A 20,919-nucleotide genomic window follows, 5' to 3' on the forward strand; every position below is an offset into this window, starting at 1 on the left:
AAATCATTTTAAATAAAATAACTGGATCTATAGCAGGGCGTCCGTTATCGGCGCAGTAAAGCGGTCGAACGATTTCATCGATAAAAGAAAAATCGATATATTTGTCCACCTTACGAAGCAAATGGTCTTCGGGGACCAAATCTTCTATGGAAACAAATTCGTAGGATTGTTGTCTTTCTCGATTGGAACGTAACATTCAACACACCATCCGTTCTATAAATAGTTACCTACATTATACAACATTAACGCGGTGTCGTCTTAAATAATTAGGACATAAAGAAGGCTGTCGAGACTTTCTCGACAGCCTGAGGAAAGAGCGGTGTGCTCTTTCCTTTCGATTATTCGTTCATATTTTTAACAATATTTTTTTTCGGAGTTCCATCCAAACCATATTCCCAATCATAAGCATCAAAAATTTTCCTGGCTACGGGTGCGGCGCTATTGGATCCGAACCCACCTTCAGGAATGACTACAGCCACAGCAAGTTTTGGATTATCACGTGGTGCAAAGGCTATGAACACTCCGTTATCCCGGTTAATTTTTTTACTATCCGTTTGTTGTGAAGTCCCTGTTTTACGAGCAAAATCATAGGGGAAATCACCGAAGGCACCTTTAACGTCACTGTTCATCCCTTTCTTGATTTCTCGCCAATAGGATGGATCGAAATGGGTCACTTCATCAAGCACTTCCCGTTTGAACGCTTTGATAACCTTCCCATTGGAATCAGTGATTTTGCTTACCAGCTGCGGTTTGATTCGTTGCCCTTCATTGGCCAAAGTAGCCGCATATTGGGCTAACTGAAGAACTGTATAACGCCCCTGCTGTCCAAAAGAAGCATACACAAGCGCAGATTGAACTGATCCAGCCTTTGCTTCAGCCTTATAATTCAAATCGCCTAAGTATTCCCTAGGTAAACCTATACCTGTTGAAACACCAAGACCAAATTCCTTCATATAGGTGTCCCATACATCAATACCCTTAGACTTGTACTTGTCGTACAATTTTTTCCCAATCATATCAACCATATATACGTTTGAGGACTTTTCAATTGCCGTGTAAGGATACAAAGAGTTGTATACATGATTCGATGAATTCCTTACAAAGGTCTCATGTCCCTCTCTACCAAATGAGGTGATTCCTTTATCCTGATAAGTAGAAGATGTATTTATAAAGCCCTCTTTTAATCCGATCAGTACACTTAATGGTTTTATGGTCGAGCCGAGCAGCACCGTGGATTCGAAATTATGCCCGGATCTTCCTGATGAAAAGGGGGTGATCGTTCCGTTTTGGTAATGCTTTTCGATTTGTTCATACTTCTCAGGTAATATCGAACCCGTAGCCCAATCGTTCGTATCATAGTCAGGCATACTCGCCATCGTAATAATATTACCTGTATCGACCTCCATGGCTACAGCGTAACCTGTTAGAGCATCAGGATGTGTTTCCCCCTGTACGGTGTGCGAGTGCAACCACTGAATTTGATCTTTAATGGCCTCTTCGGTCTTCAGCTGAATTTTTTTATTTATCGTAGTCCAGATATTGCTCCCTTTAACCGGAGGTTCAACACTGACGATTTTTTCCGTCATGTTCTGCGGATCTACTGAAACTTCCTTATAACCATTCTGTCCCCGAAGCTCCTTCTGGTATTGCAGCTCCAAGCCATCAAAGCCTACTAGCTCATCCTCTTTATAGTTAAGCCCAGGGTCTTGATTATTTTTCATCGCCTGAAGTACATCCTTATAAAGATCTAAACTAGTAGAGGATTTAAAAAATTTCACATAGCCAACAGCTTGTACAGCCACCGTATCGGTATCATAATGCCTAGAGCTTTCCTCTAACACCTCAAGATTTGGATATTCGTTTTTGTGCTCCAAAAAATAAGCAATTTCTTTCTTGGATAAACCTGATTTAATTCTTCGTGCCATATATCCAGATGATTTTTTAGAATATAAGTCCATAGCCTCAAGGATCTCTTCTGTTGTTATTTTTTTCTCATTAGGATCACCATAGGTTTCGAAGGCAGCTGCTAACTTGCTAGCCAGTGCGTTTGATTTATTATTTGCCTCAGCAGTTAATGTAGTTTTTTTGGTCGTTTTATCTGTTTTTGTGGCAGTATATTCTTTTTGCAAAGTGAGATATAAAGATTGAACAGGTGTAGAATAGGCCAATTTCTCACCTTCAACTGCGAGGATATTTCCTCTCATTGCTGATAATGGAACTATTTTCATATCCCTATTAGCCTCGGCTTCAGTAAACTTAGATCCTTCGACAAATTGTAAGACTGCAAGACGAAGGATAATCACACAAAAAATAATAAAAGTGCTAAAGAAAAAAATATTGATTCTTAATTCACTAGAGTTATTTATAGCTTTGCTGTCGTCTTGTATACCTTTTCTGTCGAAGAGTCTCACATAATCCCACTCCCTATTTCCAAAATTGTACAATATAGGTTTTAAGTATAAACTAGCAAACTGAAATATACAAAATTAAGAATAATAGTTAAATAATTGTTCACAAATCGATAATATCCAATTAAAAAAACCAGCAATCCTCAGTATGCGAGAATCGCTGATTTTTTTGTGGACGTTTGGTGGCCTGCACCTACGAATTGTCATCATTTGCTGAGGCATACGGACTCAGATGACGTTATTTGCAAGTTTTTAGCCATTGAAGCTTAGTTTCGGACTCCAGCGACGCTATTCGTTAGTAAAGGGGCAAATGGATTTTATGCCAATAGCGGCTATGCGGTCCGTTTCTACTTCAAATGAGGGATAAAGCTGCATTTAGGTGCAACTGTGTCCGATAACGCTACTGCGTAAGTGTTAAATCTTCATCGAATGAAACGAAGTTTGAGGCGATTTAGGTCGATTAAGCACTAATAAATTAGGGGTGCCCCATCGGCCATTTTTATGGCTTATGGGGCACCCCTGATTGTTTCCTTATAGCAAAACTTATACTTTTCTAACCTGAGACCGGTACATTAAGAACAAGAAATATGGAGCCCCAATCAGCATTATAATAAGACCCGACGGAATTTCTTTCGGCGCCATAATGGTTCTTCCCAGCGTATCCGCAATTACGAGCATCAATCCGCCAAGTAATCCTGACAAAACAATGGATCGTCTTGTGTGATGCCCAATCATCATCCGTACAGCATGCGGCGCCATAAGTCCGAGAAACCCAATGGTTCCTACACTTGCAACGGCTCCCGCTGCAAGCATCACACCGATAATCATGGCCCAAAGCCGAGTTCCGCGAACGGGCAGGCCCAGACCTGTTGAACTCTCATCGCCAAATGCTAGTAAATCGAATCTACGTCCCAAATAATAAGCAAAAGGAACGAGTACAATCAGGAAGATAAACAAGCTATTAAATTGATTCCAGCTTCGTCCGTAAGTCGAACCCGTTAACCAAATTAAAGAGCTGCTGCTCCATAAACTGCCCTTGACGATCATGACCTGTATTCCCGCAGAGGCAATTGCTGATACTGCAATTCCAAGCAGAATAAGGACAGATGGATTCAAGGCTCTACGCCATGCCATAACAAACACAAAGGCTGCAGCCAAAGCACCACCCGCAATTGCTGCAATAGGGACTGCTAATACCGTCAATGCCGGAAAAGCGACCATTACGGTTAACGCCCCAAATCCAGCACCCGAGGTCACACCAATAATGGAGGCGTCAGCCAGCGGATTTCGGACAGCGCTTTGAATCAAGACACCGCTAATAGCAAGCGCGATACCGCCTCCAGCCGCAACGAGTGTACGCGGAAGCCGTAAATTCAGCAGGACGGAATAAGATCCATCTCCGCGGTGGATAAGACTGCTCAGCAGCTCGCTAATCGGTATTCTCGTTCCCCCAAGTGATAGACTCACAAGAATAACAACGATTAGCAGTACGCTCATACATATCACCGTTGGAACAAAGCGTATCCGAAGCGCAGTTCCACCTATATTCATAGATGACTGACCAGAACCTGAACCCGATATATTTTTCATCTTGGTGAGCACCAGCCAAATGAGCCAAGGCGCTCCAATAATCGCCATAACCGCCCCAACTGGCATCTCACCTACACTGCTACGAACCATACGCGCAAGCGTATCCGCTGCCGTAATGAGCAGTGCTCCCCACAGCGCACTCGCAGGAATGAGCAAGTGATGCTTTCGAATACCGCTAAGCCGAACCAGATGAGGAGCCACCAGACCTACAAATCCGATCGGACCGACCACGCTGACCACGACCGCAGCCAACAATACAGATAAACCTAGACCTAACCCCCGTGCCAATCCAACACGTTGCCCGAGTGAGCGGGCAGTGGACTCATCCAGCTCCAACGCATCAAACTGCCTACCTGCGAGCATAGCTGCTATTAGCAATGGAATAACAAAAGGCCAGGCATACTTAACACCGTCCCAATCTAGCTGAATCAGTGAGCCTGAGCCCCATAAAAATAGGTTTTGCGTTTCGTTCTTGTTAAAAATATGTAGGGCCGATGTAAACGCTCCGAGAACCATAGACACAATCATACCTGATAAAGCTAATCGGACAGGTGTAGCCTCCTTACCACCACTCAGCAAATAGGCAGCCAGTGCAGCAAGCAGCCCCCCTGCTACTGCAAGCAAAAATGGGAACTCATGCTGCAAAGCTGGAAAAGTAACCATACCTAGGACAACCATAAAATAAGCTCCAGCATTAATCCCTAATGTATCTGAGGAAGCAAGCGGATTCTTCGTTATCGTTTGCAATAATGCTCCAGCCGCAGCTAGAGCGGCCCCAGCCAAAAGTCCAATCACCGTACGCGGCATCCGGATATCCCAGAGCAGATTATGTTCCATCACATCCTGGCGATTTAGCAATCCCTCCAACACCGTAGCTGCAGGGATTTTGGCTTCACCGAAGCCTAGGCTTAGAATGGACAGAACAAAGAGGGCGGCAAGGCCGCCCCCAAATATTCCAATGATTCGCCAAGTCATTCCACTTGAGGCTTCTTTGCTGCTCTTCCCGTTCATAAAAGCACTCATTTCGTTAATGTATTTACTACTTCATCCACGATAACTTTGGAGGAAATCGGACCGCCAAACACCCAAGTAGTACTGCTCAATCCGAAAGTACGATTCTCTTTCACAAAGTGAAGGCCGTTCCAAACGGAGTTATCCTTCAGTTCTTTCGTGAAAATATTATCATCCTTCTGAACGATATACATCAGGTTAGAATCCTGAACAGCCGGCAATGCTTCAACCGTTGATGTAGTGAAGCCGTAAACTTCGAAATTATTAGGCTTCCAGTCATTTTTTAAACCAATTCGATCCAACGTTTGAACAGCCAGTGAGTTGTCTGTAAAGAGACGCAATGTTGCTGCATTCTGATAGCTGTATGCTTGCGTCAGCACGTAATTCAAGCCATCCTTACCTGCTTCAGCCAGCTTTGTCTTCGCTGCTGCATAATGGGCATCCAAGTCAGCGAGGACCTTGTCGCCTTCCGCGGTTTTACCAACAGCCGCTGCAATCGTTTTGAAGGTATCTTCCATAATCGTGTACTGATCACCTTGTCCTTCTTCAGGGTACAGACCGAAAATCAGTGTTGGAGCGATGCCTTTTAATTGATCATAAATTCCTTCATGTCCACCCGTATTAGCAATAATCAAATCCGGCTTTAAAGAAGCAATGGTCTCCAAATCCGGCTCGTCACGTGAACCAACATCCGTCACGCTTGCATCTAGCGGCACTTCAGAAGTTACATATAACTTGTAGTTTTCGTTATCGGCGTTCCCCACCGGCTGCATTCCGAGCGCAATAATATCTTCTGTAAATGTCCACTCCAGAACTACAACCTTTTGCGCAGGCTTATCCAGCTTAATCTCGCCTTTAGAATCTTTTAAAACGATCGGACCGCTTGTAGATTCACTACTTGCGTTTTCAGAAGCTGGTTTGTCATTTGCTCCCGCGTTCGATGTTGAATTATTCTTTTGGTTAGTACCACAGCCTGATACTACCAATATGATAGCAATAACCATAAATAAACTAATTAACCTTTTGTGCATCCTCTTTATCCCCCTGTATGTAACGCTCGAAGTTATATTCTGTGATAATTGTTATCATTCCATTGATAATGATTATCATAGATAACATAATAGTTATCTTATACGTGATTCCCCCGAAAGTCAAAGTTAAAATTTAATATAGAAGGGCATTTCTCTGAAATACCAAGCTGAATTAATCAATCAAAACCAAATGAACAGAAAAAAACCTAAATCCCATCTATGTACGAGAGAGAATCTCCCGTAAACATAAATGAAACTTAGGTTTTACCAGCCAACTATACAGTAGCAATCCTAATATCCGATACCAACCATTAAACTAGAATAGGTTCTGCCCATTGGATTCAATCACTTCTTTGTACCAGTAGAAGGACTTCTTCCGGTATCTATCAAGAGTACCCGAACCATCATCATGACGGTCCACATAAATGAAGCCATAGCGTTTCTTTAGTTCGGCGCTCGTTGCGCTAACCAAGTCGATACAGCCCCAGCTTGTATAGCCCATAACTTCTACACCGTCAGCAATCGCTTCCGCGACCTGAACTAGATGATCTCGTAAATAATTGATCCGATAATCGTCGTTTATTACCTTTTCTCCGTTCCCATCTACTACCAGCTGATCGACAGCACCAAGACCATTTTCCACGATAAACAGCGGCTTCTGATATCGGTCGTAGAACATATTCATAACATAACGCAAGCCCTGCGGATCGATCTGCCAGCCCCATTCGCTCGCTTCCAGAAACGGATTCGCAACCCCACCTAGCAGGTTACCTTCTCCTCTAATTTGCTTCTCCGGGTCGGCCGTTTCATACGTGCTCATATAGTAACTGAACGATATGAAGTCCACGGTATGCTTCAGAATTTCTTCGTCCCCTGGCTCGAAATGAATGTGAATTCCATTCTCTTTGAAGAAACGCTTCATATAACCCGGGTAATACCCTCTCGCATGAACATCCGCAAAGAACATATTTTTGTGATCACTTTGCATGGCCTTAATCACATCGTCCGGATGCGGAGTGAGCGGATAAATCGGCATGCTAAGCACCATACACCCTATTTGGAAGTCTGGATTAATCTCATGACAGATCTTCACAGCCAGAGCACTGGCTACGAACTCATGATGAATAGCTTGATACAGATCCTGCTTGCTCAATTTCTCTAACGGAGTATTGATCCCGCCACTCATAAATGGGAACTCAAGAATGGAGTTGATCTCGTTAAAGGTCAGCCAATATTTAACCTTGTTCTTGTAACGATTATATATCGTTCTCACATAGCGCTCGTAAAAATCCACCATCTTACGGTTAATCCATCCATCATATTCTCTTGCCAGATGCAGTGGAGTCTCATAATGGGAGATAGTCACCAGTGGCTCGATGCCGTATTTATGACACTCATCGAACAGGTCGTCGTAAAACTGCAGACCTTTTTCATTGGGCTTCAGCTCGTCCCCTTTCGGAAAAATCCGGGACCAAGCAATCGACGTCCGGAACACTTTAAAGCCCATTTCCGCGAACAGCTTAATATCTTCTTTATATCGGTGATAGAAATCGATCCCCACCAGCTTCATATTATCGTCAGTAGGAACCTCTGTAGGCGCAGACTTAATTCCCTTCGGCATAACATCTTGGGTGGACCACCCTTTACCATCCTCCTGATACGCCCCTTCAAGCTGATTGGCTGCTACAGCACCGCCCCATAAGAATCCTTTTGGAAATTGCAATTCCATATTTTTTCCCGCCTTTGCTATTGTGATAGTATAGGATTACTGCTCTAATTCGAATCCTAAACCTTGGAACGCGTTACATGTAAAGTACTAATCATGCGAAGAAGAACAAGCCGATGTTCACTCTTGACGAAATTGCTAAATTATCGGGCTTTTCCAAAGCCACGGTGTCCCGCGTCCTGAACCATTCGCCCCATGTTAGCAAGGAGACTCGTGAGAAAATTCTCACCATCCTGACCTCGTCAACGAACAGACTGTTATCTCTTCCTACTGCAAATACGGGCCAATCGTATCCTGGCAGCGCATGGACCATCCTGAAATACCGTCCGTTGCCATGAACCAATATGACGGATATGCTCTCGCTCTAGAGCACTTGATAGAGCGGGGTCATAAGCGCATCGCTAATGCTTTCGGCCGTCCCGGCAGCATTAATACCCATAACAGACGCCTGGCCAATGAGCAAATCATGACCAAATATAATCTTCCCGTTATCGAGAAATGGTATTACTCTAAGATTTACAGCATCCGCGACGGAGAGCAGTTGCTGCGCTCCCTTATGGATGAAACAGACCGGCCGGATGCGATTCTGTGTTCCAATGATTTGGTGGCAGCGTGTATTCTCAACGAAGCACGCAGGCAGAAACTGGACGTACCCGGGGATCTCGCCATCGTTGGTTTTGATAATTCAGAGCTGTCGCAAACCCTTGGAATCACAACCATTCTGAATCCGATTTCGGGCCAAGCGGAGAACGCTTTTCTTCTTCTAGCTCCAGTGCTGCTTGGGCGGGATATGGAGCTGCAGCCACTATCGTTTACATTGGTAGAACGGGAGACAACCTAGTTTGCCCAATTGTTATAGTATTGCCCGGCCAAAAAGGAGCATTCCAAAATTTTGTAGTGTGATTAATCAAAGAAATCATGTCTGTGCAATTGAATCTAAAGAACCTCTAAAGACTTTGTCTTTAGCGTTTTATCAATTAGAATTATGGGAAAAAGCGGTCAAAACCAGAACCTATTGGAGTGAAACCATGATTAAGATCCTCGTTGTGGAGACGATAAGCATGTCAGAAAGCTGATGAACGCTGTCCTGAAACGGGCAGGTTATGAAGTGTTAACCGCTGAGAATGGAATCCAGGCACTGGAAGTTCTTGAAATCCAGCACATTGATCTGATTATCCTCGATATCATGATGCCGGGGATGGATGGTTATGAATTTGCCGAAGAGCTAAGGAATGCGAACAACATGATCCCGATCCTCATGGCCACAGCCAAACAACTTCCAGAAGATAAGAAAAAAGGATTCCGCCTTGGAACCGATGATTATATGACCAAACCCGTGGATACACAAGAAATGCTGTTGAGAATCCAAGCCCTTCTGCGCCGTTCGCAGATTGTAAGCGCCCGTAAACTTATTGTCGGTAAAGTCATTCTTGATTTTGATGCGTTAACAGTAACTCGAGACAATGAAAAACAGACGCTTCCCAAAAAGGAATTCCATCTCCTTTATAAGCTTTTATCCTATCCGGAGCGCATTTTCACTCGAATTCAGCTGATGGACGAAATTTGGGGGATGGACAGCGAAACTACAGACACTACCGTTAATGTGCATATCAACCGCTTACGGAAACGGTTTGAAAGCTATCCGGAGTTCGAACTCATGTCCGTCCGCGGTCTCGGATACAAGGCGGTGAGAACTTGATCAAAAAGCTAAGCAGCAAAATCAGTCTGCCGATCTATTTCTCGATTGCTGTATTCATTATTTTCCTCATTACAGTGCTAATCACCGGAATCCTGACCTATCTGTCCCTGGTTTTCGGCCTGCTCGGTGAGCGGATTCTCCAGGATAAAAAAATTCTCACCTTGATTATATTGATTGCCTGCACGATTATCGGTACTGTCACATCGGTGATTACCAGTCGCAGGATGCTGAAATCAATCCGTACGTTTATTGATGCCATCGACCAATTGGCCGGAGGGAACTTCTCTATGCGGCTGCAGCTCAAGCATCCACCGGAGTTCAAGATTCTCTCCGAGAATATTAATCGGATGGCTGAGAAACTGGGTGGCATTGAAATTCTGCGTACAGATTTTGTAAACAATTTCTCTCATGAATTCCGTACTCCGATTGTATCGATTAAAGGGTTCGCTGAAATCCTGAAGGATGATGAGCTGAGCAAGGAGGAACGGAATGAATATCTGGATATTGTTATCGAGGAATCTACCCGTCTGGCCACACTGGCCTCCAATGTCCTAAACCTCTCCAAAGTGGAGGCACAAGCAATATTAACAGACCGTCAGCCCTTCAATGTCGGAGAACAAATTCGCCAATGTGTCCTGCTACTGCATACTAAACTTACGAAAAAGCATATTTCCTTCAAAGCCAATGTGCAGGACTATATGATACCCGGGAATAAAGAGATGCTGAACCAGGTCTGGCTGAATCTGCTTGACAACGCAATTAAGTTCACTCCCGAGCACGGCGAAATCGAAGTTACCATGAGACAGGTGAAAGATCGGGTCGAAATTAAGTTCCGTGATAATGGAGCAGGCATCAGTCCGAGTGCACTTCCCAGGGTCTTCGATAAGTTCTATCAGCAAGATACCTCTCACTCTACTGCCGGTAATGGCCTGGGGCTTACGATTGTCCGAAAAATCATTGAGCTGCACGGTGGAACCATCACCTGCGACAGTGTTCCAATGCAAGGAGCCACTTTTACCGTGCTGCTCCCCGATTTTAAAAAGGTCAATAAAGAAAGGCTTCTTAATCGTTGCTCTGCAAATCCCTCTCTTATTTCCCTCATAATAAAAACGATAAAAAACTGCAACTCAATTATGAGCTTGCAGTTTTTATCGTTAATATTCCGTTCCCTTTTTAAAAAGTAGCAATAGATTACAAATTAAATCTTAGCGTCTTTAGCTTGTTGATATAATAAAGAGGGCTGCATAATCTACCCAACGTGTTATACCTGATTACCTGCTTTCTCTCTCCGCCAGCGACTGAGTAAACATCTTGCCTTTTGGAGTGTCTAAAGGTTAAAAGAAGCTTTTGTCAAAACGGAATTACGAACAACAAGCGTAGGGCGTATATATAGCCGCAGCATTTCTCTGCATGTGGTTTTCAATGTAAGTAACAGATCGGCTGCTGCCTCGCACATTTTTTCTTTTTCCACACGCATGGTAGTCATCCCCAGTTCACTGTCTTCTTCATAATGAAGATCATCAAAGCCTACAATTGAAACATCCGCTGGAACCTTCAGTCCACGCTTACGAAGCTGCCCAGCCAGTAAATAAGCAATTCGATCGTTCCCACAAAAAAACGCTGTAGGGAATTCGTTAACAGCATTCAGGTATGAATCGATTTCCTGCTCAGTGTCCCGAAATCCGACAGAGTGTGCCATTACCTTGCTCATGTCAAGCGGGAGGCCGAGTTCCTGCATCGCGCTCAAATAGCCGAGCCAACGTTCTTCATGGCTAGTGGTTAAATTAGCAGGCCCGATAAACCCAATCTTCCGATGACCGGAACGAAAAAGCAACGTAACAGCTTCGTATGCCCCTTCCGTATTAGCGGAAGCGACAACCGGACAAGGTAGATTTCGGTGATATGAATCTAACATGACTAGTGGTGTATCTAACTCCCAGACAAGTCTCGCATAGGCTTCATCTACAATTCCGAATAAAATAATGCCTACATACGAAATTTCATTACACTGCTGCGGCAACTGAAGACCTGATTCCATTTCGAGATCAATGGGTGCAATCACTGCACTAAACCCTCTCTTACGGATGCTCTTCTCCAGCCCCCAGATCATATCATGAAAGAACCGAAAATGATCGTTATCCTGATAGCTCATGATTCTCTCGGGCACCAGTACAAGTACATTCTTGTCCGATGATGTTTTCTCTCCGTATTGACCATAACCCATCTCTTTTGCCGTCTGAAGCACACGGTAGCGCATTTGGTCGCTGACACCCTTCTTATCTTGTAAGGCAAGCGATACAGCATTTTTCGAAATATTAAGTTTATCAGCAATATCTTGCATAGATACCTTCTTTTTACTGCCCATTCTTCTTTTCAATCCTTTCAATACATGGTAAACTGAAGCTAATTTTACTTTACACATATTATTCTTGTCAAGTTTGTAAAGTAAAAAGGAATTTAAGGAGGGAATTTTCTTGAATTATGCAATTGGAATCGATATCGGTGGTACAAAAATCGCCCTGGGTCTCGTCTCATCCGACGGACAGGTACTATCCAAAACTTCGCTTTCCACGGATCTATCACTTCATCCTTCTGACATGGTAGACAAAATTGCCGAAGCGGCAAATAGACTTTTGTCCGATGAAGGTTTACAGCAAGCAGATCTTAAAGGCATTGGTATCGGAGCACCCGGTCCTCTTAATACGAAGCTTGGGCAAATAAGCGAGCCCCCTAACCTTCCAAACTGGTGGAATTTCCCCATTATCCATTCTTTCAAGCGTCATTTTCAACTGCCCATTGTTCTGGAGAACGACGCAACTGCTGCAGCATTGGCAGAGAAGTGGACTGGCGCAGCAAAGGCCGTGGATCATTTCATATACATCACGATCAGTACCGGCATAGGCGCGGGAATTTACAGTCATGGGAGCGTGCTTACTGGTGCAACCGGAAATGCCGGCGATATCGGGCATATAGTCATTGATTCAAGCCGCGGCACCTGCAGTTGCGGGCAGCGCGGGTGCTTTGAATACATTGCCTCCGGTACGGCGATTGCAAGAGAAGCAAGCTCGCTACTGGGCCGCTCCGTGACATCCAAGGAAGTCTTCGAGCTTGCCTTATCCGGCCAAGATCCCGCCATGGAAAGTCTCGTCCATCGCGTGTTTGGGTACATAGGCGCCGGATGTGTTACGCTAATCAACACATTTGATCCCGAGCTACTAATTTTCGGAGGCGGGGTTTCCCAGGTTGGAGAACCTTTGTTCGAGGCTATTCGTAATTACATCAAGCTTCATGCATTGAACCCTTCTGGACGGAACACGCCTGTCGTTCCCGCCGCTCTTCAGCAAAATGCTGGCCTGATCGGTGCAGCAGCACTTATTCATACCAATTATTAAAGAGGAGTGTTATTGTAATGAGTCAACCTATCTATTTGCAACCTGTTTTTCAGGAACGTATTTGGGGAGGAACCAAACTCAAGCAGTTATTCGGTTATCCTATCCCTAACGATTCTACGGGCGAATGCTGGGCCATATCGGCACATGCTAATGGTCAGAGCATCGTAAAAGAAGGACCTTATCAAGGGATGCCACTAGGCACGTTATGGAATTCACACCCAGAACTTTTCCGTTCGAGTTCCCCGGTGTTTCCTTTGCTTATTAAGCTTCTGGATGCCTCAGACGACTTATCTGTTCAAGTACATCCAGATGACAATTATGCCGGCAAGCATGAAAACGGCGAGCTTGGCAAGACAGAATGCTGGTATATTGTCGATGCAGAGCCTGATGCAGTGATCATATACGGTCATGAAGCTTCTTCTAAAGAAGACTTAGCGCATAGGATACAAAATGGAGAATGGGAGGAACTGCTCACCAAGGTTCCTGTGAAGCCAGGGGACTTTTTCTACGTGCCAAGTGGAACAATTCATGCACTTGGAAAAGGGATTGTCGTATTAGAAACCCAGCAAAGCTCCGACACGACCTACCGTGTCTATGATTACGATCGTCGTGATAAAGACGGGAATTTGCGTGAGCTCCATCTAGAGAAAGCGATCGAAGTTACCGCAATCCCGCAGGTGTACGAACATCCTTCGTACTTAACTAACGTACATGAAGGCCTAATTATGACAACGTTTGTTTCTAATTCGTTCTTCACTGTTGAAAAATGGGAAGTATCCAGAAGAACCCAATTACCGGCACATAAGAAATATACACTTGTCAGCGTCATTAAAGGTGAGGGTTATCTCCGCATTCAAAACAATGAATACATGCTGAATAAAGGGGACCATCTCATTCTTCCTGCTGAATTCGGGCCTTACGAACTGGATGGAGACCTTATGCTCGTTATTTCACGCGAGTAGCCTGTTTTGTTTTCTCTCCGCATCTCTATTGTTCCTTTTTAAGCTTTGGGTTAAGAAGAAAGGGGGACAAGTGTCCTCCCCTTCAGCCAAGCTAAAGTCTGAGTCAGGCTAAACCAAGGGATTTCTTGCCCTGTTTAAACGTAAATTCAAAGAATTGGCAAGTGAGAAGCATGTTTTAATTGGGTTCTATGAATTTGAAGATCATTAACCTTCTAGATTTAAGGATTAACTCCACAAAAAAAAGCGCCGGACCAAGACTTGAAAAATAAAGTCTTAGACTGCCGCTATTGTCTTTTGAATTAACGTACCCGTTAGCCATACATGCAGCGCAAGCCCTGCACCACAGATAATGAAAATGGTCATCTCTGTTAATACTGCTACTATGGCTGGGAGAGGAAGGTCGATCAAATAAATTTGTTGTCTATTTTTATTAAGTGTCTCCGTCACTTTTGTACTCTAAAATATCACCCGGCTGACAATCCAAAGTCTTACATATTGCTTCTAATGTTGAAAAACGAACCGCTTTTGCTTTCCCATTTTTCAGAATGGAAAGATTCGCCATAGTAATTCCAACCCTCTCCGAAAGCTCCGTTACGCTCATTTTTCGTTTTGCTAACATCACATCAATATTAATAATAATTGCCATATGCTCCACCTCAGACCGTTAAATCATTTTCTGATTTTATATTGATAGCTTCTTGTAAAAGTCTTTGGAGAACAGCAGCAAAAACGGCGATCACCATAGAGGCGAAAATAATGACCAATCCGATTGGTATGAAACTTGGAGGGTCAACTCTCTTCCCAATGAGATAGTAGAGTGGCATACCTAGCAGGTACAAGGTACTGATTGTGATGGCACAGTATTTTATATTCTTTAAAGCCTTTACCGATAATTCCGAGAACGCTTGATTCTTATCAATATAGCTTAAAAGTTTAAAAGCCTGATACAGAGCAAAGTAAAAAGGTATCGCTGCCGCGTACATATCGATTAAAACGAGAGATTTCATATAAGCCATTTCTGGATACAATTTTACAGCAAAATCCCCAATCTTAGGCACTAAAAATATGCACAAAGCGAGAATTGGGATTCCAATAAGAATAACAGCCATCTTCAAAAAGAGTGTTGTTGCTCGTTTCATAAAGTGCACCTCACTTATTTAATGTTAGTTTTGACTTTACTACATAATATATTGTTTTACAATAAACTTATATCGTTTTTAATTATATTATTATATACTTTTAATTTTGACAAAAATAAAAAAGCATTTCTCATTACAAAGAAATGCTCTTACTTTAAAATGTTAAATTTACAACTTGTTCAATAAAATTGCCCGTTCCCTCAACCAATGCCCATCATATCTTCGGACCAATCTTTGATCAATACTTGCATTACTCTCGTTTCTTCCCAACTGCACTCATAAAGATGATGAATTCTTCATCACCGTCTAATTCTAAAATATCATCAATCAACTTTTGATCATAGATTCCAATTGCACAAGCACCTGCACCGATCGATTCACTAGTCAAATAAAGGTTTTGGCTTACATGTCCAACATCGATGAGGATTTTTTTGTGAGCTGAAATATCATACTTCCATTCAGAGCGATAGGGTGTTGTACTCCATGCAAACATTACCGAAGCTTTTTTAACAAAATTAGGGACAAAAGGTTGATCCAAAGTAATCGCATCAATTTTTTGATCAATTTTATCTAATTCAAACATAAACACGAGCTTGTGTTCCACAGGAAGGTATCTGTAAATTCCTTGTTGCAAGCCTTCTACTCGCATAATAAATAAATATGTCTCAAATGTATGTGTTGCCCCACTGCAGGGTACAGTTCGCAGTGTACACCCATTCTTCGTCATACTCGTTATCCCTTGGGTAGCCCATAATAAATATGATAACTCATCAAGACTTAATGATTCATCAGAATAAAACCTTGTACTTCTTCTATCATTTATACATTCATATATGTTTTCTTTACTCACAACGTCTCTGCTGATCATTGGCAAATCAATAATCAGTGATGTCGAATTAAAGGACTTAACAATTGGTGGTTGTGGGAGTCCCTTTAGCTTATCTGTTTTAATATGTTTAAATTCAAGAAAATTGGATTTCAAAAAGTTTCTTTGTTGTTCATATTTAGCCATAATAGACTCTCCTTAGATGACTTAATCGTTTCTTAATAGTTCTAACATAGCATGTATTAAAAATAGTATTGTGATCTGATTCACAATACAGCTTTTTACTTCAAAATTACTGAATACATTCTGGCAGATACCCAAAAAAGTCAAACCGATAAATATCAACCTTTTCGTCTCTTTTATTGACGTTAGCACAAGCCAGTACCAAATAGTTGTACAGAATTCCTACCAGTTCAGCTACGGAAAATCGAATTGGAGAAGACGGAAAGGGGCATCGGCATGATGCACAGCTTGGCTGACTTTTGTACTTTTTCGAAACATCTAATGTATCCCGTCAGTTACAGAAAAACTTATCAAAATAACACACAAATGCAAAAAAGTCCCGGTATATCAAGGATTTCTTGATAATCAGGACCGAATTAATTGTGACATAGTGAGGTTATAGATCAGTGACAAACTGAAAAAAGCTATTCTATCGAGTCGAAAACGTATTTTATTATTTGTTGGTTACCCCCGCTGTCTCATTCCCTCAAACAGCAAAATCGTCGCTGCCATCGCCGCATTTAGTGATTCAGCTCTGCCCGCCATCGGGATGATGATACTCTTATCTACGAGTCGCGCGGTCTCCGGCGAAATGCCCTTACCCTCGCTGCCAATCAGCAGCCACTGACTGCCGTGAAAATCGTGCTCATAACACGATTCTTCTCCCTGTAGCGAAGTGCTCACCAGCAGCGCCCCTTTTTCCCGGGCCTGTGGCAAAATAACACTTAAATCTCCCTCCACCACCGGGAGATGGAACATCGAGCCCATCGTGGAACGAATGGTCTTCGGATTGTAGAGGTCGGCACAGCCTTGGCCGAGGATCACTCCGTCAGCTCCCGCTGCATCCGCGCTACGGATGATGGTGCCGACATTACCGGGGTCCTGGACACCGTCCAGGACCACCACCAGACTATCTTTCTTTGCTAGGATAGCCTCTACCGCCTGCTGTTCCTTCCGCACGATGGCGAACACCGGCTGCGGTGTATTAGTGCTGCTGCATTTCGAGATGATCGCCGCTGATACGCCGATCACATCCATGCCCTGAACGGACTGGAGAAGCTCCTTGAGTTCAGCAGGCATTCCTTTGTCGAGGTCATAGGCAAGGCATTCCACATCTGCTTCAGCCAGCAGCGCTTCCTGTACCAGATGAACGCCTTCTACAATATATTTACGAGCTTTGTCACGGTGCTTTTTCTCCTGCAACCCGGCCCACTCTTTAACCCGCGTATTTTGCGGAGACATGATTTCCATAAAGTTTTCCTTTCTTATGCCTTGCCATTTTTTCTTGCTCTTATATCTTTGTTCTTTATCTTTGTCTTTGTCTTTGTTCTTCTTCTCTTTTACTCCCCTATAAACCTGATGAATACGTTACCCCTCACCTACTGATACTCGATCTCCAGCTTCGTCAGGTTATCTTTATGCCCAACGATTACAAGGATATCCCCATCGATCAAGCGATCCTCTGCGCGTGGGGAGATGTTCATCTCTTCACCTTGACGGATAGCCATTACGTTACAGCCGTATTTTGCACGGATATCGAGCTCTTGTAGATTTTTCCCGAGCATCGATCCGGATACCTTCATGTCCAAAATACTATAATCAGGCGACAGCTCGATATAATCTAATATATTAGGTGAAGCCAAATGATGCGCAACCCGCATTCCCATATCCCGTTCAGGATAAATCACCTTGTCTGCACCAATTTTTCCTAATACTTTGCCGTGCAGCTCACTTTTTGCTTTTGCGATAATTGCTGGTACACCAAGGTCCTTCAGGATTAAAGTTGTAAGAATGCTTGCTTGAATGTCCTCTCCAATAGCCACAACCACCACATCAAAATTGCGAATACCGAGTGCGCGTAGCGCTTCTTCATCCGTTGAATCTGCAGATACGGCGTGTGTTACTATATTTGAAATCTCCTGTGTCCGCTGCTCGTCCGCATCAATCGCAAGTACATCAAACCCCATACCGCTGAGCGCTCTCGCAACACTGGATCCGAAACGTCCCATGCCAATGATGGCATATTGTTTTTTTGCCATGTCTTATGTACCTCCTGTAGCATTTCTATATCTCAAACAGTATAGCATAAGCCAAGAAGAAACGTCATATTCGTCCTTTATGGATGACAACCGTTACTCTTAGAAATATAAGGATGATGTAAAGTGTCAAACTTATATTATCTTATATTTGAACGAAAACTTGAATTTCCAGCACCTATTCAGGGTACATTAAAACGAAGTGAATATCACTATATTTCAAAAAGGAGGTACGTTATGCCGGTTACTATTGACTTACGTCAGGCGATTATTCATAAAGTGCATGGTCAATCTGAAGAAGATTTGCGGCATATGATTGAAGGCTCGGTAGACGGACCAGAAGCAGCACTCCCGGGACTTGGCGCCGTGTTTGAAATGATATGGAAGGATTTAGATACCGCTAAGCAAGATAATTTGGTTTCTATGCTCCATGATCACCTGGAGACGATTACTCCCGGGAATATCACGTCATAACTAGCCGCAACTAGTCAAAAACCTCCGCTATCCCATTGTGCAATTGCACGCTGAAGGCGGAGGTTTTTATTAACAATCAGGAAGTTGTAGCTTCCTTACTATAGCAATGCTTTTGGAGCCATCTCTAGGAACGTAGCTGTCGGGTTCTTATCCATCGCTGTCCGCATAGCATATTCATTCTCGAACAATACGACAAAATTGCCCTTCTTATCTGTAACGAGCGTAGAGTTAATACGGAACTTACTCGCATCTGGTTTAGCATCATCTACGATCCAACGCGCGAACTGGTATGGCATACGCTGCAACTGAACATCCACACCATATTCACCCTTCATGCGGTACTCGAACACCTCAAACTGCAGCTGTCCAACTACGCCGAGCAAAATATCATCAAAGTTAACCGTACGGAATACTTGAATCATACCCTCTTCAGTCAGCTGATCGACACCTTTTTGGAACTGCTTCGATTTCAAAGCATTTTTAATACTCACTTTAGCAAAAATCTCTGGTGAGAATGTTGGCAGCTCATCGAATTCCAAATCTCCGGCCTGACTCAGTGTATCTCCAATTCTAAAAATACCTGGATCAAACAACCCGATAATATCTCCCGGATAAGCTTCCTCTACGATATCACGGTCTTGCGCCAAGAATTGTTGCGGCTGGGCCAGCTTAATGTCCTTACCCGCACGTACATGCTTCACGCTCATACCTCGTTCAAACTTCCCGGACACAATACGCAGGAAAGCAATCCGGTCACGGTGAGCCGGGTTCATATTGGCTTGGATTTTGAACACATAGCCAGTAAACTTCTCGTCCATTGGCTCTACCAAACCTGTAGTACTCCGGCGTGGTTCAGGCTTCGGTGCCAGATCCAAGAAATTATCGAGGAAAGTTTGTACGCCAAAATTGTTGATCGCACTACCAAAGAACACAGGTGTGAGTTCACCACTTAGTACTTTTTCATAGTCAAAAGCATCGCCTGCTACATCCAGCAGCTCCAGATCCTGACACAGTTGATCATGCAGATATTCTCCAGCCATTTCACGAATGATTGGATCACGATATCCGTCAACCTTTTGTACCTTGATTACGGAGTGATCGTCACCTTGGAACAGCTCCACCTGATTCTTCATCCGGTCATATACGCCGCATAGCTCACGTCCACTACCGATCGGCCAGTTCATAGGCACAGAGCGAATACCCAGTACCTGCTCCAGCTCTTCCATTAGATCAAACGGACTGCGTCCTTCACGGTCCAGCTTATTGATAAAAGTAAAGATCGGAATCCCACGTTTAGCACATACCTGAAACAGCTTTGTCGTTTGAGTTTCCACACCTTTTGCCACGTCGATAAGCATGACCGCACTATCCGCTGCTGTTAGGGTACGGTAGGTGTCCTCACTAAAGTCTTGGTGACCCGGTGTATCCAAAATATTCACGCGGTGATTCAAATAATCAAACTGCATCACAGAGGAAGTAACAGAAATCCCCCGCTGCTTCTCAATTTCCATCCAGTCACTCGTTGCATGCTTGTTCGCCTTACGGGCCTTAACCGTTCCCGCCAGACGGATAGCACCACCGAATAACAGTAGTTTTTCCGTTAAAGTTGTTTTACCCGCATCCGGGTGGGAAATGATCGCAAAGGTTCTGCGTCTGTCCACTTCCTTTTGCAGCTTCTGATCTATTGCTTTGTTCATTACACATATCCCTTCATATATAAAATTCCTGCTTCTGCTTCAATTACACTGGGGTTATCTTCAAATCGGTGCTCTGCTCATCGTTCATACCCCTTCATTTCTGAATGAATAGCTATCTTAGGTCTAGCTCCAGTCCGCTTCAAGTGAAAGCATCCTCTAAAGTATATCAAAATCCGGCAGACATTATCTACTAAAAAGCTTTTGCAGCAAAATATCTCCCAAATCAGGTCTATATCCTGTTCACCAGTTCCCATAGCTCAACAAGAAAAACGCCTGACGGCGTCCTTGGAGGTAGAGTTACAAGCTGAGTACATCCGTTCCAAACTCGTATCCATATGCACCTTCGTAGTGAGGTTCCGCTTACGGACCGTATGGATCTTTATTTCGATGAAATGAGCACATATATTAGGGACGGACCGTATTGTACTTATTCCCTAATAACAAACCCATTCCCGGGTGATTCAAGGCAGATAACAGCGCTAGCTCGTTTACGTTACCGGAGGCACACTGTATTCGATTTTTCGCATACATTTGGCTCGATTACGTTACTGGCGGCACATTGTATTCGGTTTTTCGCATACAATCGGCTCGTTTACATTACCGGCGACACATTGTATTCGGTTTTTCGCATACAATCGGTTCGTTTACGTTACCGGCGGCACATTGTATTCGGTTTTTCGCATACATTTGTCCGTAAGCTCGACTA

General features: G+C 43.6%; 17 protein-coding genes and 2 pseudogenes. 6 read left to right on the plus strand and 13 right to left on the minus strand.

From position 1 onward, the window contains the following. The 5 genes from L1028_RS26485 to L1028_RS26505 all read right to left on the minus strand — a co-directional run. Positions 1–196, minus strand: a 196-nt coding sequence (locus tag L1028_RS26485) for a transposase (protein ID WP_480248029.1), incomplete at its 3' end; no start/stop codon positions are given. Between the two features lie 142 nt (positions 197–338). Beyond that, positions 339–2,411 (minus strand): peptidoglycan D,D-transpeptidase FtsI family protein, encoded by a 2,073-nt coding sequence (locus L1028_RS26490; protein ID WP_423803095.1) that lies wholly within the window; start codon positions 2,409–2,411, stop codon positions 339–341. Positions 2,412–2,951: 540 nt separating this feature from the next. Next, the gene (locus L1028_RS26495) at positions 2,952–5,021 is read right to left on the minus strand and encodes an iron ABC transporter permease (RefSeq protein ID WP_234540965.1); all 2,070 of its coding nucleotides are present in this window, start codon (positions 5,019–5,021) and stop codon (positions 2,952–2,954) included. Then, on the minus strand, positions 5,018–6,040 hold the full coding sequence (locus L1028_RS26500) for an ABC transporter substrate-binding protein (RefSeq protein ID WP_234540966.1): 1,023 nt from the start codon (positions 6,038–6,040) through the stop codon (positions 5,018–5,020). Before L1028_RS26500 ends, L1028_RS26495 begins: the two co-directional genes overlap by 4 nt. A gap of 316 nt (positions 6,041–6,356) precedes the next feature. After that, positions 6,357–7,769 carry a glycoside hydrolase family 1 protein gene (locus L1028_RS26505; protein WP_234540967.1) on the minus strand — a complete coding sequence of 471 codons (1,413 nt, stop codon included), beginning with the start codon at positions 7,767–7,769 and terminating at the stop codon, positions 6,357–6,359. Positions 7,770–7,882: 113 nt separating this feature from the next. Between L1028_RS26505 and L1028_RS26510 the strand changes: the two are divergent. From L1028_RS26510 to L1028_RS26520, 3 genes and pseudogenes are all read left to right on the plus strand, one after another. Then, positions 7,883–8,607, plus strand: a pseudogene (locus L1028_RS26510) (substrate-binding domain-containing protein). Positions 8,608–8,794: 187 nt separating this feature from the next. After that, positions 8,795–9,465 (plus strand): annotated as a pseudogene (locus L1028_RS26515) (response regulator transcription factor). Beyond that, positions 9,462–10,649 (plus strand): HAMP domain-containing sensor histidine kinase, encoded by a 1,188-nt coding sequence (locus L1028_RS26520; RefSeq protein WP_234540968.1) that lies wholly within the window; start codon positions 9,462–9,464, stop codon positions 10,647–10,649. The pseudogene L1028_RS26515 and the gene L1028_RS26520 overlap by 4 nt, the downstream one beginning before the upstream one ends. A gap of 143 nt (positions 10,650–10,792) precedes the next feature. Here the strand turns inward: L1028_RS26520 and L1028_RS26525 are convergent, their stop codons facing one another. Next, the gene (locus L1028_RS26525; RefSeq protein WP_234540969.1) at positions 10,793–11,830 is read right to left on the minus strand and encodes a LacI family DNA-binding transcriptional regulator; all 1,038 of its coding nucleotides are present in this window, start codon (positions 11,828–11,830) and stop codon (positions 10,793–10,795) included. A 109-nt stretch (positions 11,831–11,939) separates the two neighbouring features. Between L1028_RS26525 and L1028_RS26530 the strand changes: the two genes are divergently transcribed. Further along, complete coding sequence (locus L1028_RS26530; protein ID WP_234540971.1) at positions 11,940–12,857, plus strand: ROK family protein; 918 nt, start codon at positions 11,940–11,942, stop codon at positions 12,855–12,857. Between the two features lie 17 nt (positions 12,858–12,874). Next, the gene (manA, locus tag L1028_RS26535) at positions 12,875–13,819 is read left to right on the plus strand and encodes a mannose-6-phosphate isomerase, class I (RefSeq protein ID WP_234540973.1); all 945 of its coding nucleotides are present in this window, start codon (positions 12,875–12,877) and stop codon (positions 13,817–13,819) included. Between the two features lie 273 nt (positions 13,820–14,092). Here manA and L1028_RS26540 read toward each other — a convergent pair whose 3' ends face one another. The 6 genes from L1028_RS26540 to L1028_RS26565 form a co-directional block, all read right to left on the minus strand. Continuing rightward, on the minus strand, positions 14,093–14,266 hold the full coding sequence (locus L1028_RS26540; RefSeq protein WP_234540974.1) for a hypothetical protein: 174 nt from the start codon (positions 14,264–14,266) through the stop codon (positions 14,093–14,095). Continuing rightward, entirely contained in the window at positions 14,250–14,465 is a 216-nt protein-coding gene (locus L1028_RS26545; protein ID WP_234540975.1) for a helix-turn-helix domain-containing protein, read from the minus strand. Before L1028_RS26545 ends, L1028_RS26540 begins: the two co-directional genes overlap by 17 nt. Before the next feature lie 10 nt (positions 14,466–14,475). Continuing rightward, positions 14,476–14,958 (minus strand): DUF2975 domain-containing protein, encoded by a 483-nt coding sequence (locus tag L1028_RS26550; protein WP_234540976.1) that lies wholly within the window; start codon positions 14,956–14,958, stop codon positions 14,476–14,478. 250 nt (positions 14,959–15,208) lie between these two features. Beyond that, a complete protein-coding gene (locus L1028_RS26555; protein ID WP_234540977.1) occupies positions 15,209–15,970 on the minus strand; it encodes a SagB/ThcOx family dehydrogenase in 762 nt (253 codons plus the stop codon). A gap of 501 nt (positions 15,971–16,471) precedes the next feature. Further along, complete coding sequence (locus tag L1028_RS26560) at positions 16,472–17,257, minus strand: TrmH family RNA methyltransferase (RefSeq protein ID WP_234540978.1); 786 nt, start codon at positions 17,255–17,257, stop codon at positions 16,472–16,474. 128 nt (positions 17,258–17,385) lie between these two features. Then, positions 17,386–18,045 carry a potassium channel family protein gene (locus L1028_RS26565; RefSeq protein ID WP_234540979.1) on the minus strand — a complete coding sequence of 220 codons (660 nt, stop codon included), beginning with the start codon at positions 18,043–18,045 and terminating at the stop codon, positions 17,386–17,388. A 234-nt stretch (positions 18,046–18,279) separates the two neighbouring features. Here L1028_RS26565 and L1028_RS26570 point away from each other — a divergent pair, with 234 nt between their 5' ends. Beyond that, entirely contained in the window at positions 18,280–18,516 is a 237-nt protein-coding gene (locus L1028_RS26570) for a small acid-soluble spore protein SspI (protein ID WP_042130985.1), read from the plus strand. 98 nt (positions 18,517–18,614) lie between these two features. On the opposite strand, the gene L1028_RS26575 is transcribed toward L1028_RS26570, so the two are convergent. Next, positions 18,615–20,213 carry a peptide chain release factor 3 gene (locus tag L1028_RS26575; protein WP_234540980.1) on the minus strand — a complete coding sequence of 533 codons (1,599 nt, stop codon included), beginning with the start codon at positions 20,211–20,213 and terminating at the stop codon, positions 18,615–18,617. Positions 20,214–20,919: the final 706 nt, after the last annotated feature.

It is taken from the genome of Paenibacillus pseudetheri, from assembly GCF_924513355.1.
In the GTDB taxonomy this organism is placed as follows: domain Bacteria; phylum Bacillota; class Bacilli; order Paenibacillales; family Paenibacillaceae; genus Paenibacillus_AQ; species Paenibacillus_AQ pseudetheri.